This window comes from Escherichia sp. MAL-1 (genome assembly GCF_052948035.1).
The window spans coordinates 1,168,718-1,182,491 of sequence record NZ_CM129609.1 but is presented as its reverse complement, the minus strand read 5'-3'; the positions used below and the strand labels follow the sequence as shown (position 1 = coordinate 1,182,491).

Below are 13,774 nucleotides of genomic sequence, written 5' to 3'. Positions count from 1 at the left end.
CAGTCAAAAATTTATGCCGGACAAGATAGCACTTTCGTCAGGAAGATGGTGTTGGCGTTGCAATTTTACGAGGAGGATTCAGAAAAAAGCTGATTAGCCAGAGGGAAGCTCACGCCCCCCTCTTGTAAATAGCTACTGTACTCGCGCCAGCGCCACGGCTTGTCCTAACTGCCAGACCGCCATTGCGTAATGGGTGCTGTGGTTGTAACGGGTGATGGTGTAGAAGTTCGGCAGACCGTACCAGTACTGGTAGCCGGTGCCAACATCCAGACGCAGCAGGCTGGCTTGTTGATGGTTGCCCAGCGGCTGCTGTGGCGTTAAACCTGCGGCGGCAAGCTGCGAAATGCTGTACTTAGTTTTGAAGCCATTTGGCAAGCCTGGAGCCTGACCGTTTGCCATTACCGCGACCTGATCGCCTTTCACCCAGCCGTGCGCTTTGAAATAGTTCGCCACGCTACCGATCGCATCAACCGGATCCCACAGGTTGATATGCCCGTCGCCGCTGAAATCTACCGCATATTGTTTGTAAGACGACGGCATAAACTGTCCGTAGCCCATCGCCCCGGCAAAGGAACCTTTCAGATTGAGCGGATCGTCCTGCTCGTCGCGCGCCATCAACAGGAAGGTTTCCAGCTCGCCAGAGAAATACTCCGCGCGGCGTGGGTAGTTAAATGACAGCGTTGCCAGCGCATCGAGGATGCGAGTTTTCCCCATCACGCGCCCCCAGCGGGTTTCAACGCCGATAATCCCGACGATAATTTCCGGCGGTACTCCATACACCTGCCACGCGCGATTCAACGCATCTTCATACTGATTCCAGAAAACCACACCGTTCTGCACGTTGTCCGGCGTAATAAATTTTTTGCGATAACGGAGCCATGCGCCGTTCGGACCTGATGGCGGTTTCACCGATGTGGTTGGTGCCTGGTTATCCATCAGCCGCAGTACCGAATCCAGACGCTTCGCCTGGGAGAGAATTTCCTGCAACTGCTGACGATCGAAACCGTGTTTGTTCACCATTTTGTCGATGAACTGCTGGGCATTCGGGTTATTAGCGAAATCGCCGCCCATCTGCATCACATTGTGCTGCGGCTCAAGCAGGAAGCCGCCAGACGGCGTTCCGGTGGTCGTATCAGTCTCAGTAGGTTTTGGCTTGCTGCTACAGGCGGCAAGCAACACAAAAAGGGGAAGCAATGTTACATAACGACGCTTGAACATGAGGGGTCCATTTAACAGATTCAACCAGGGGCAAGTATGGTAAAGCATCACGCCCCGCACAAGGAAGCGGTAGTCACTGCCCGATACGGACTTTACATAACTCAACTCATTCCCCTCGCTATCCTTTTATTCAAACTTTCAAATTAAAATATTTATCTTTCATTTTGCGATCAAAATAACACTTTTAAATCTTTCAATCTGATTAGATTAGGTTGCCGTTTGGTAATAAAACAATAAATCCTGAAGGAGAGAACAATGATAGAAACCATTACTCATGGTGCAGAGTGGTTTATCGGGCTGTTCCAAAAGGGCGGAGAGGTGTTTACCGGGATGGTGACCGGCATTCTTCCGCTGTTGATTAGCCTGCTGGTTATCATGAACGCACTGATTAATTTTATCGGTCAGCATCGTATTGAACGTTTTGCTCAACGTTGCGCCGGTAACCCTGTTTCCCGTTACCTACTGTTACCGTGCATTGGCACGTTTGTCTTTTGCAATCCGATGACCCTAAGCCTGGGTCGCTTTATGCCGGAAAAGTACAAACCCAGCTACTACGCGGCGGCCTCTTATAGCTGCCACTCAATGAATGGCCTCTTCCCCCATATCAACCCTGGCGAACTGTTTGTTTATCTTGGCATTGCCAGCGGTCTGACAACGCTGAACCTGCCACTTGGCCCACTGGCGGTGAGTTATCTGCTGGTTGGTCTGGTCACCAATTTCTTCCGCGGCTGGGTGACCGATCTGACCACCGCCATTTTTGAGAAAAAGATGGGCATTCAACTTGAACAAAAAGTTCACCTGGCAGGAGCAACATCATGACGCATATTCGGATCGAAAAAGGAACGGGTGGCTGGGGCGGCCCGCTTGAGCTGAAAGCCACGCCGGGAAAAAAAATCGTCTATATCACCGCCGGTACCCGGCCTGCGATTGTTGACAAACTGGCACAGCTTACTGGCTGGCAGGCTATTGACGGATTTAAAGAAGGTGAACCCGCGGAGGCGGAAATTGGTGTCGCGGTAATCGACTGTGGCGGCACATTACGCTGCGGCATCTATCCGAAACGACGTATTCCCACCATTAATATCCACTCGACGGGCAAGTCCGGTCCGCTGGCGCAGTACATTGTGGAAGATATTTATGTCTCTGGCGTAAAAGAAGAAAACATCACTGTAGTAGGTGATGCGACACCACAACCCTCTTCCGTGGGCCGTGACTATGACACCAGTAAGAAAATCACCGAACAAAGCGATGGTTTACTGGCGAAGGTGGGAATGGGCATGGGGTCCGCCGTTGCGGTGCTGTTTCAATCTGGTCGTGACACCATCGACACTGTATTAAAAACCATTCTGCCGTTTATGGCATTCGTCTCGGCGCTCATTGGCATCATTATGGCTTCTGGCCTTGGTGACTGGATTGCCCACGGTCTTGCTCCGCTGGCGAGCCATCCACTGGGTCTGGTCATGCTGGCGCTCATCTGTTCCTTCCCACTGCTTTCACCTTTCCTCGGCCCAGGCGCAGTTATCGCACAGGTTATCGGCGTATTGATTGGCGTGCAGATTGGTCTCGGCAATATTCCGCCGCATCTGGCTTTACCGGCACTGTTTGCCATCAACGCGCAGGCGGCCTGCGACTTCATCCCGGTCGGTTTGTCGCTGGCGGAAGCCCGTCAGGACACGGTTCGCGTCGGTGTCCCTTCTGTACTGGTGAGCCGCTTTTTAACCGGCGCGCCGACTGTACTGATCGCCTGGTTTGTCTCCGGTTTTATCTATCAATAGAGGCTGAAACATGACCGTTATTTATCAGACCACCATCACCCGTATCGGCGCGAGTGCCATTGACGCCCTCAGTGACCAGATGCTCATCACCTTTCGTGAAGGCGCGCCTGCGGACCTCGAAGAGTATTGCTTCATTCATTGCCACGGCGAGTTGAAAGGTGCACTCCATCCCGGTTTGCAATTTTCACTCGGGCAGCATCGCTATCCGGTGACCGCTGTTGGCAGCGTGGCGGAAGACAACCTTCGCGAACTGGGTCATGTCACCCTGCGCTTCGATGGTTTAAACGAAGCGGAATTTCCGGGCACTGTCCATGTGGCAGGCCCTGTCCCCGACGATATCGCGCCGGGATCGGTTTTGAAGTTTGAATCTGTTAAGGAGTAAAAAATGAATCAGGTTGCCGTTGTCATCGGTGGTGGGCAAACCTTAGGCGCGTTCCTGTGCCACGGTCTGGCTGCCGAGGGGTATCGCGTCGCGGTTGTCGATATTCAGAGCGACAAAGCCGCAAATGTGGCACAAGAAATTAACGCCGAATATGGTGAAAGTATGGCGTACGGTTTTGGTGCTGACGCCACTAGCGAGCAAAGCGTTCTGGCGCTCTCTCGTGGGGTAGATGAAATCTTTGGTCGCGTGGATTTGCTGGTCTACAGCGCCGGAATAGCAAAAGCAGCCTTTATCAGCGACTTCCAGCTCGGCGATTTTGACCGTTCGCTACAGGTGAATCTGGTGGGTTATTTCCTGTGTGCGCGTGAATTTTCGCGTTTGATGATCCGCGACGGGATTCAGGGGCGCATTATTCAGATCAACTCGAAATCCGGCAAAGTGGGCAGCAAACACAACTCTGGCTACAGCGCAGCGAAATTTGGTGGCGTCGGGCTGACTCAATCACTGGCGCTGGATCTGGCGGAGTACGGCATTACGGTGCATTCACTGATGCTCGGTAACCTGCTGAAATCGCCGATGTTCCAGTCACTGTTGCCACAATACGCGACCAAGCTGGGTATCAAACCGGATCAAGTCGAGCAGTATTACATCGACAAAGTACCGCTCAAACGCGGCTGCGATTATCAAGATGTGCTGAATATGCTGCTGTTCTACGCCAGTCCTAAGGCGTCGTACTGCACCGGACAGTCGATCAATGTCACCGGCGGTCAGGTGATGTTCTGATCAACAGCGGAGATCCATTAAGGATCTCCGTGAGACTATAGAATGCCTGATGCGCTACGCTCATCAGGCATACAGGACTTCCGCCACTACATTAAGGAAAAGTTATGGTATCCGCACTCATCACCGTCGCCGTTATCGCCTGGTGTGCGCAACTGGCCTTAGGCGGCTGGCAAATTTCTCGTTTTAACCGTGCCTTCGACACACTATGCCAGCAAGGGCGGGTTGGCGTGGGCCGTTCCAGCGGGCGCTTTAAACCGCGGGTCGTGGTCGCCATCGCGCTGGACGATCAGCAGCGCATCGTCGACACCTTGTTTATGAAAGGACTGACCGTCTTCGCCCGACCGCAAAAAATTCCCGCAATTACCGGTATGCATGCGGGTGATTTACAGCCCGATGTGATCTTTCCCCATGATCCACTATCACAGAATGCTCTATCATTGGCGCTTAAACTGAAACGTGGATAATTTCGTTGTGAATGTTACTTGCTTGCGAAGTTATCATTTTGAAACCTAAATCAGGTAATCACGCCCATGAAACCTCGTCAGCGTCAGGCCGCCATTCTGGAGTATCTGCAAAAGCAGGGTAAATGCTCGGTTGAAGAATTGGCGCAATACTTTGACACCACAGGCACAACCATTCGCAAAGATCTGGTCATTCTGGAACATGCCGGAACCGTCATTCGTACTTATGGCGGAGTGGTGTTGAATAAAGAGGAATCCGATCCGCCTATCGATCATAAAACACTCATCAACACCCACAAGAAAGAGCTGATTGCAGAAGCTGCCGTTAGTTTTATCCATGATGGCGATTCGATCATTCTTGATGCTGGCAGTACCGTTTTGCAGATGGTTCCCCTGCTCTCGCGCTTTAATAACATCACGGTGATGACCAACAGCCTGCATATCGTCAATGCGCTATCCGAACTGGATAACGAACAAACTATCCTGATGCCAGGCGGAACGTTTCGCAAAAAATCGGCCTCATTTCACGGGCAACTGGCAGAGAATGCCTTCGAGCATTTCACCTTCGATAAATTGTTTATGGGCACCGACGGCATCGATCTCAATGCGGGCGTAACCACCTTTAACGAGGTTTATACCGTCAGTAAGGCAATGTGCAATGCCGCGCGCGAAGTGATTTTGATGGCGGACTCATCAAAGTTTGGCCGTAAAAGCCCCAACGTAGTTTGCAGTCTTGAAAGCGTCGATAAGCTGATTACCGACGCAGGTATCGATCCGGCGTTTCGTCAGGCGCTGGAAGAGAAAGGGATCGATGTGATCATAACCGGAGAGAGCAATGAGTGAAGCACTACTGAACGCGGGACGTCAGACGTTAATGCTGGAGTTGCAGGAAGCAAGCCGTTTACCGGAACGTCTGGGCGATGATTTTGTTCGCGCCGCCAATATCATCCTGCACTGTGAAGGCAAAGTGGTGGTTTCGGGAATTGGCAAATCGGGCCACATTGGTAAGAAAATCGCCGCAACGCTTGCCAGTACCGGCACTCCGGCTTTTTTTGTCCATCCGGCAGAAGCGCTGCACGGCGATCTGGGGATGATCGAAAGCCGCGATGTGATGCTGTTTATCTCTTACTCCGGTGGCGCGAAGGAACTGGATCTGATTATTCCGCGTCTGGAAGATAAATCTATCGCGCTGCTGGCGATGACCGGCAAACCGACGTCACCGCTGGGCCTGGCGGCAAAAGCGGTGCTGGATATCTCCGTAGAACGCGAAGCCTGCCCGATGCACCTTGCGCCGACCTCCAGCACCGTCAATACCCTGATGATGGGTGACGCGCTGGCGATGGCGGTCATGCAGGCGCGCGGATTTAATGAAGAAGATTTTGCCCGCTCCCACCCAGCCGGGGCACTGGGCGCTCGCTTGCTGAATAAAGTGCATCATCTGATGCGCCGTGACGATGCCATCCCACAGGTGGCGTTAACCGCCAGCGTGATGGATGCGATGCTGGAACTCAGCCGCACCGGTCTGGGGCTGGTGGCGGTATGTGACGCTCAACAACAGGTACAAGGCGTCTTTACCGACGGCGATTTACGTCGCTGGCTGGTTGGCGGCGGCGCACTCACCACGCCAGTCAATGAAGCGATGACGGTCGGCGGCACCACGTTGCAATCGCAAAGTCGCGCCATCGACGCCAAAGAGATCCTGATGAAGCGCAAAATCACTGCCGCACCGGTGGTGGATGAAAACGGCAAACTCACCGGCGCAATAAACCTGCAGGATTTCTATCAGGCCGGGATTATTTAATCCTTCAATCCCAGACGTTTCGCCAGCCGATGCAGGTTGGCGACGTCGGTTTCCAGCATCCGCGCGCAGGCAGCCCAGTTGTGATGATTTTGTGCCAGTGCCTGACGAATAGTTTCACGCTGGAACGCTTCTGTCGCTTCACGCAGGTTTTGCTTAACAACGGGCACCGCCGCCGCTTCTGGCGGCGGCAACGTCACCTCAGGAAAAGCAAAATGTTGCGCCTCAAGAATCACTTCATCGCCGTTGCGGGTGGCTCTCGCCAGCACTACCGCCCGATGAATAGCATGTTCCAGTTCGCGCACGTTCCCCGGAAAACGATAGTGTTGCAGTAAATTTCGCGCTCCGGCACTTAATACCACGCGGGAGAGCCCCAGCCGCAAACGACACTGCTCGCAGAAATACCCCGCCAGCAGAATGACATCATCGCCCCGCTCACGCAGCGGCGGCACCGAAAGTGGAAACACGCTCAGGCGATGAAACAAGTCAGCGCGAAATCGCCCTGCCAGCACCTCTTCGCGTAAGTCGCGGTTAGTCGCCGCCAGCACGCGCACATCGACCCGCAAACTACGGTCATCGCCAACGCGCTGAATATCGCCATACTGCAACACCCTCAGCAGCTTGGCCTGCAATGCCAACGACAACTCGCCGATCTCATCCAGAAACAGAGTGCCGTTATCCGCCATTTCAAACTTCCCGCTGCGGTTACTGATAGCGCCAGTAAACGCTCCTTTCACATGCCCGAACAACTCACTTTCCGCCACACTTTCCGGCAGTGCAGCACAGTTGAGATAGACCAGCGGATTCACCGCCCGTGGCGAGGCTTCATGAATCGCTTTCGCCACCAGCTCCTTACCGGTTCCCGTCTCACCGCTGATCAGGACGTTGAGATCGGACGCCGCCACAATCTCAATCTCTTTTTTCAGTTGCGTCATGCCAGGGGACAAGCCAATCATCTGCGTCTGTTTCACCGCTTCAAACGGCGTGGCATCGCCTGGCATCATATTCTGGCTTTCCAGTTGTTCAATCAGCAACGCATTGCTTAACGCTCCCGCCGCCAGCGCAGCAATCAGCCGTAGCTCTTCGTCGCTGAAAACATCGAACTGATCGGGCTGCATCCCGTCGAGCGTCAGTGCGCCGATCAGGTTTTGCCCGGCAAACAATGGCAGACCAACGCAGGCGTGAACCTTCAGACTCTCCTGCCCAGGAATCAAACCGTCATAGGGATCGGGCAATTCGCTGTCTGCGGGAAAGCGCACCACATCCCCGGCGCGGGCAATCGCTTCCAGCCGTGGATGCCCTTCCAGCGCAAAGCGTCTACCGAGTACATCCTTTGCCAGACCGTCGATGGCAAGCGGAATAAACTGCCGCGAATCGTAACGTAGCAACGCAGACGCATCGCACTCCAGCACCTGACGTAGCGTGGTGATCAGGCGCTGAAAACGATCCTGATGACCAATCCCACGCTGCAATTCGATGGCGATATTCGCCAGCACATCAACGGAAAAACTCATCTTTGCCTCACTGTCAATTTGACTATAGATATTGTCATATCGACCATTTGATTGATAGTCATTTTGACTACTCATTAATGAGCATAATTTTATTTATATAGTAAAAACAATCAGATAAAAAACTGGCACGTAATCTGCAATTAGCAAGACATCTTTTTAGAACACGCTGAATAAATTGAGGTTGCTATGTCTATTGTGGTGAAAAATAACATTCATTGGGTTGGTCAACGTGACTGGGAAGTGCGTGATTTTCACGGTACGGAATATAAAACGCTGCGCGGCAGCAGTTACAACAGCTACCTCATCCGCGAAGAAAAAAACGTGCTGATCGACACCGTCGACCATAAATTCAGCCGCGAATTTGTGCAGAACCTGCGTAATGAAATCGATCTGGCGGATATCGATTACATCGTGATTAACCATGCAGAAGAGGACCACGCCGGGGCGCTGACCGAACTGATGGCACAAATTCCCGATACGCCGATCTACTGTACAGCCAACGCTATCGACTCGATAAATGGTCATCACCATCATCCGGAGTGGAATTTTAATGTGGTGAAAACTGGCGACACGCTGGATATCGGCAACGGCAAACAGCTCATTTTTGTCGAAACACCAATGCTGCACTGGCCGGACAGCATGATGACTTACCTGACAGGCGACGCGGTGCTGTTCAGTAACGATGCTTTCGGTCAACACTACTGCGACGAGCATCTGTTCAACGATGAAGTGGATCAGACGGAGCTTTTCGAGCAGTGCCAGCGTTACTACGCCAATATCCTGACGCCGTTCAGCCGCCTGGTAACACCGAAAATTACCGAGATCCTGGGCTTTAACTTACCAGTCGATATGATAGCCACTTCCCACGGCGTGGTATGGCGCGATAACCCGACGCAAATTGTCGAGCTGTACCTGAAATGGGCGGCTGATTATCAGGAAGACAGAATCACCATTTTCTACGACACCATGTCGAATAACACCCGCATGATGGCTGACGCTATCGCCCAGGGGATTGCGGAAACCGACCCACGCGTGGCGGTGAAAATTTTCAACGTCGCCCGAAGCGATAAAAACGAAATCCTGACTAATGTCTTCCGCTCAAAAGGCGTGCTGGTCGGCACTTCGACGATGAATAACGTGATGATGCCGAAAATCGCCGGGCTGGTGGAGGAGATGACTGGTTTACGCTTCCGTAACAAACGCGCCAGTGCTTTCGGCTCTCACGGCTGGAGCGGCGGTGCGGTGGATCGTCTTTCCACGCGCCTGCAGGATGCGGGTTTCGAAATGTCGCTTAGCCTGAAAGCGAAATGGCGACCAGACCAGGACGCTCTGAAGTTATGCCGTGAACACGGTCGCGAAATCGCCCGTCAGTGGGCGCTCGCGCCGCTGCCGCAGAGCACGGTGAATACGGTAGTTAAAGAAGAAACCTCTGCCACCACGACGGCTGACCTCGGCCCACGGATGCAGTGCAGCGTCTGCCAGTGGATTTACGATCCGGCAAAAGGCGAGCCAATGCAGGACGTTGCGCCAGGAACGCCGTGGAGTGAAGTCCCGGATAACTTCCTCTGCCCGGAATGCTCCCTCGGCAAAGACGTCTTTGAAGAACTGGCATCGGAGGCAAAATGAGTAACGGCATTGTGATCATCGGTTCGGGCTTCGCCGCCCGCCAACTGGTGAAAAATATTCGCAAACAGGACGCCACTATTCCATTAACCCTGATTGCCGCCGACAGCATGGATGAGTACAACAAACCTGACCTCAGCCATGTTATCAGTCAGGGGCAACGTGCCGATGACCTTACCCGCCAGACGGCGGGTGAATTTGCCGAGCAGTTTAATCTGCACCTGTTTCCACAAACCTGGGTGACGGATATCGATGCCGAAGCCCGTGTGGTGAAAAGCCAGAATAATCAGTGGCAATACGACAAGCTAGTACTGGCAACCGGTGCCAGTGCCTTTGTCCCGCCTGTGCCTGGGCGTGAGTTAATGCTGACGTTAAATAGTCAGCAAGAGTATCGCGCCTGTGAAACGCAACTGCGGGATGCCCGACGCGTGTTGATTGTTGGCGGTGGTTTGATTGGTAGCGAACTGGCGATGGATTTTTGTCGTGCAGGCAAAGCGGTCACGCTAATCGACAACGCTGCCAGTATTCTGGCGTCGTTAATGCCACCGGAAGTAAGCAGCCGCTTGCAGCATCGGTTGACGGAGATGGGCGTTCATCTGCTGTTGAAATCTCAGTTACAGGGGCTGGAAAAAACGGATTCTGGCATTCAGGCAACGCTGGACCGCCAGCGCAATATCGAAGTGGATGCGGTAATTGCCGCCACCGGACTGCGCCCGGAAACCGCCCTGGCACGACGCGCCGGGCTGACGATTAATCGCGGCGTTTGCGTCGATAGTTATCTGCAAACCAGTAATACCGATATTTACGCGCTGGGCGATTGCGCGGAAATTAACGGTCAGGTATTGCCGTTCCTCCAGCCGATTCAACTTAGCGCGATGGTGCTGGCAAAAAATCTTCTCGGCAATAACACGCCGCTGAAACTCCCGGCGATGCTGGTGAAAATCAAAACGCCGGAATTACCGCTGCATCTGGCAGGCGAAACCCAGCGTCAGGATTTACGCTGGCAAATTAATACCGAACGCCAGGGAATGGTGGCGCGCGGCGTTGACGATGCTGACCAGCTTCGCGCCTTTGTGGTCAGTGAGGATCGGATGAAAGAGGCATTTGGATTGTTGAAAACATTGCCGATGTAGGTGGGCTACTGTGCCTAAAATGTCGGATGCGACGCTGGCGCGTCTTATCCGACCTACGGGGACGCATGTGTAGGCCGGATAAGGCGTTTACGCCGCATCCGGCAATGGTGTCCAAATGCAACACGTTTTATCCGTTCTGGACTTCACCCGCTAACCAACGCGCCGCAGCAATAACCCCCTGCCCCAGAGACAAACCGCCATCACCCGCCGGTAAACTCTGTGGAAAGAGCAATGTGAAATCAGCGAGATAATGCGCCAGACGTGCACGCAGCAAACGGTTATGAATAACCCCGCCGCTAAATACCAGCGTAGTGATACCACGCATCGTGGCCTGCTCACGCATCAACGCGGCAAAACCCTGCGCCAGCGCATCATGAAACGCCCACGCGCGTTGATTAACCGGTGCCTGCCAGTTCAGCCACTGCTGCCAGAAAGTGGCGAGATCCAGTTGATTGTCCACCCGCGGCATTGTCACCGGATGCGTCACTCCGTGGCATGAGGCTGCGAGCGCCTCCAGAGCACAAGCCGCTTCACCTTCATAACTTAACGTGGCTGACGCACAGCCCAGTGCCGCCGCCACTGCATCGAAAAAACGCCCACACGATGACGCCAGCGGCGCGTTAATTCCACGCTCAATGGCCCGCGCCAGCACGCTCCAGTTTTGCTGTTGCACACTCGCTGTTTCGGGATAATTCTGCCACTCCGGCACAAAGCGCAGGCACTGCGCCAGCAGGTTTCGCCACGGCTGCTTCGCCGCCAAATCGCCACCAGCAAGCGCCACTGCAGGCAAGCCGCCCAGGTGCTCACATTCGCGATAGTTCACCCGCAGGCACTCGCCGCCCCACAAAGCGCCATTCTCCCCCATACCGATACCGTCGAGCGTCAAAGCAATGACATCACCGCCATCCAGCGGCCACTGATGCTCTGCCAGACACGCCGCTGCGTGGGCATGATGATGCAGCACCGTTTGCGTCGGCAGATTCATTTCGCGCGCCCACTGGCTGGAGACATAGCCCGGATGTGCGTCATGCACAACGTATTGCGGGGTGAAATCGTAGATGTTTTGCATCAGGCGTAACGCTTCGCGCCACTGCATCTGGATGCCATCGTCACTTAAATCGCCCAGATGCTGACTCAACACCGCTTGTTCACCGCGCACCAGGCAGAAGGTATTTTTCAGATCCGCGCCGAGACACAGCACAGGCGGAACATTTTTAAAGCCCGGAGGCAAAGCCAGCGCATCCGGCACATACCCCCGCGAACGGCGCAGCATTTCGCCGCTTTCGCGCACCACCGAATCATCCATCCGCTGCACGATGTCGCGGTTATGTATCAAAAATCCGTCGGCAATGCCCTGCAAATCCGCCAGCGCCTGTTCGTTGCTGATAGCTGGTGGTTTACCGCTCAGGTTGCCGGAGGTCATCACCAGCGGGCATTGCAGTTCCTGTAACAGCAAATGCTGGAGCGGGTTCGCAGGCAACATTACCCCGACTTCGTTAAGGTCAGGGGCGATATCATCACAAAGCTCAGGAACGTATTTTTTATCCACCAGCACAATCGGCGCGGCGGGCGTGGTAAGCAACTGGCGCGCAGCGTCTGGTAAACCGTCAGCCACTGGCAACATGACCGCCAGCGGTTTCGCCGGGCGATGTTTGCGCGCCCGAAGTGTCGCCACCGCGTTACTGTTACGTGCATCGCAGGCAAGATGAAATCCGCCAATCCCTTTGATGGCGACAATTTTGCCCATTTTTAACTGTGCGATAGCTGCCTGTAATGCCGCCTCTTGTTCCGCATGTTCACCATGACTTACCCATTCAAGATGCGGGCCACACTCCGGGCAGGCCACCGGCTGGGCGTGGAAGCGACGATCGAGCGGGTCACGGTACTCTTTGTCACAGGCCGGACATAGCGGAAACGCCGCCATCACGGTAAACGGGCGGTCGTAAGGCATGGCGCGAATAATGGTGAAACGCGGGCCGCAGTGGGTACAGTTGATAAACGGATAACGATAACGCCGTTCGCCTGGGGTATTCATTTCGGCAAGGCAAGCAGGGCAAGTAGCGGCATCGGGAACAATTTGCGTATTCATGGTGCCGCCTGTGCTCTGGCGTATAGTGAACTCGGTGGGCAGTTGTGACCAGATAAACGGCTCACGCTCGACGCTATCAATACGCGCCAGCGGCGGGCAGTGCTGATACAATTGAACAAGAAACGTTTCCGGGTCTTCCCGCAGCCGGACTTCTACGCCATCGCCGTCATTACAGACATCGCCGTGAAGATTTAATTGCTGTGCCAGCTGCCAGACAAACGGACGAAAACCGACGCCCTGCACTTTGCCACGAATACGCAGTTGGACACCGCAAGATGTGTTTTTTGCCATTGAGTTATTCCCGCCATCATGAATTGCGTAACCCGCCCTGCCGGACACGACAGCGTCGCATCCGGCAGTCACAGGTCGGCGATACCGCCCGCTCCGTATTCTACGAATATTTCCGGGAATTCCTTTGATGCCAGAACAGTTCTGTAAGATTTTTAGAACATCAGCGCCGTACGGCGGCGTTTTTCTGCGCTCAGTTGTTCAAGTTTATTACGATCGACACAAATCAGCGCATGAGTCGGGCAAGCCGCCATACACGCCGGGCCGTCTTCACGATGGTTGCACAGGTCGCATTTATTGGCTTCGGCTTTGTCAGCCCGTACATTCAGACCCGCGCCGCTGTTGCGGATCACCGGACGTACCACCACTTCCATCGCACCATACGGGCAAGCCACAACGCAGGTTTTGCAACCAATGCAACGTTCCTGCATCACATGAACAAACCCTTTATCACGGCTGATAGCACCATTCGGGCAGACGTTAGCGCACGGTGCATCTTCACACTGACGGCAAACTGTCGCCGTGGAAATGTTCACACCTTTAATGACATGGATACGCGGTAAAAAAGTTTCCGGGGTCAGCGATGCACAGTCCTGATTTTCCTGATGAGAAACCACGCACGCTACTTCACAGGTACGGCAACCAATACATTTACTCGCGTCAGCAATGATGAAACGGTTCATCAAATTCTCCAGCAATGACAGTTAATG

Annotated in this window: 13 protein-coding genes; 9 read left to right on the top strand and 4 right to left on the bottom strand. The window is 53.9% G+C overall.

Annotated features, from left to right (window positions below; genetic code table 11):
• Positions 1-132: 132 nt before the first annotated feature.
• Complete coding sequence (gene mltB, locus ACU8XX_RS05760) at positions 133-1,218, bottom strand: lytic murein transglycosylase B (RefSeq protein WP_001295177.1); 1,086 nt, start codon at positions 1,216-1,218, stop codon at positions 133-135.
• Positions 1,219-1,473: 255 nt separating this feature from the next.
• On the opposite strand from mltB, the gene srlA reads away from it, so the two are divergent.
• The 7 genes from srlA (at position 1,474) to gutQ (ending at position 6,420) form a co-directional block, all read left to right on the top strand.
• Positions 1,474-2,037 (top strand): PTS glucitol/sorbitol transporter subunit IIC, encoded by a 564-nt coding sequence (gene srlA, locus ACU8XX_RS05755; RefSeq protein ID WP_000573321.1) that lies wholly within the window; start codon positions 1,474-1,476, stop codon positions 2,035-2,037.
• Complete coding sequence (srlE, locus tag ACU8XX_RS05750; protein ID WP_000148875.1) at positions 2,034-2,993, top strand: PTS glucitol/sorbitol transporter subunit IIB; 960 nt, start codon at positions 2,034-2,036, stop codon at positions 2,991-2,993. The genes srlA and srlE overlap by 4 nt, the downstream gene beginning before the upstream one ends.
• Positions 2,994-3,003: 10 nt before the next feature.
• A complete protein-coding gene (gene srlB, locus ACU8XX_RS05745) occupies positions 3,004-3,375 on the top strand; it encodes a PTS glucitol/sorbitol transporter subunit IIA (protein ID WP_000216194.1) in 372 nt (123 codons plus the stop codon).
• A 3-nt stretch (positions 3,376-3,378) separates the two neighbouring features.
• Positions 3,379-4,158 carry a sorbitol-6-phosphate dehydrogenase gene (gene srlD, locus ACU8XX_RS05740; RefSeq protein ID WP_001077358.1) on the top strand — a complete coding sequence of 260 codons (780 nt, stop codon included), beginning with the start codon at positions 3,379-3,381 and terminating at the stop codon, positions 4,156-4,158.
• A gap of 104 nt (positions 4,159-4,262) precedes the next feature.
• Positions 4,263-4,622, top strand: coding sequence for a transcriptional regulator GutM (gene gutM / locus ACU8XX_RS05735; protein WP_000252908.1), 360 nt, complete (start codon positions 4,263-4,265; stop codon positions 4,620-4,622).
• A 66-nt stretch (positions 4,623-4,688) separates the two neighbouring features.
• Positions 4,689-5,462, top strand: a complete 774-nt coding sequence (srlR, locus tag ACU8XX_RS05730; protein ID WP_000804550.1) for a glucitol operon DNA-binding transcriptional repressor SrlR — start codon at positions 4,689-4,691, stop codon at positions 5,460-5,462.
• Positions 5,455-6,420, top strand: coding sequence for an arabinose-5-phosphate isomerase GutQ (gutQ, locus tag ACU8XX_RS05725; RefSeq protein WP_001287420.1), 966 nt, complete (start codon positions 5,455-5,457; stop codon positions 6,418-6,420). The genes srlR and gutQ overlap by 8 nt, the downstream gene beginning before the upstream one ends.
• Here the strand turns inward: gutQ and norR are convergent.
• Positions 6,417-7,931, bottom strand: a complete 1,515-nt coding sequence (norR, locus tag ACU8XX_RS05720; RefSeq protein ID WP_000010770.1) for a nitric oxide reductase transcriptional regulator NorR — start codon at positions 7,929-7,931, stop codon at positions 6,417-6,419. The genes gutQ and norR overlap by 4 nt on opposite strands.
• 186 nt (positions 7,932-8,117) lie before the next feature.
• On the opposite strand from norR, the gene norV reads away from it, so the two are divergent.
• Both norV and norW read left to right on the top strand, forming a co-directional pair.
• Positions 8,118-9,557 carry an anaerobic nitric oxide reductase flavorubredoxin gene (norV, locus tag ACU8XX_RS05715; RefSeq protein ID WP_000029634.1) on the top strand — a complete coding sequence of 480 codons (1,440 nt, stop codon included), beginning with the start codon at positions 8,118-8,120 and terminating at the stop codon, positions 9,555-9,557.
• Positions 9,554-10,687, top strand: a complete 1,134-nt coding sequence (norW, locus tag ACU8XX_RS05710) for an NADH:flavorubredoxin reductase NorW (protein ID WP_000064752.1) — start codon at positions 9,554-9,556, stop codon at positions 10,685-10,687. Before norV ends, norW begins: the two co-directional genes overlap by 4 nt.
• A gap of 127 nt (positions 10,688-10,814) precedes the next feature.
• Here norW and hypF read toward each other — a convergent pair whose 3' ends face one another.
• Positions 10,815-13,067 (bottom strand): carbamoyltransferase HypF, encoded by a 2,253-nt coding sequence (gene hypF / locus ACU8XX_RS05705; RefSeq protein WP_032174791.1) that lies wholly within the window; start codon positions 13,065-13,067, stop codon positions 10,815-10,817.
• Between the two features lie 152 nt (positions 13,068-13,219).
• Complete coding sequence (gene hydN, locus ACU8XX_RS05700; RefSeq protein WP_001078777.1) at positions 13,220-13,747, bottom strand: electron transport protein HydN; 528 nt, start codon at positions 13,745-13,747, stop codon at positions 13,220-13,222.
• Positions 13,748-13,774: the final 27 nt, after the last annotated feature.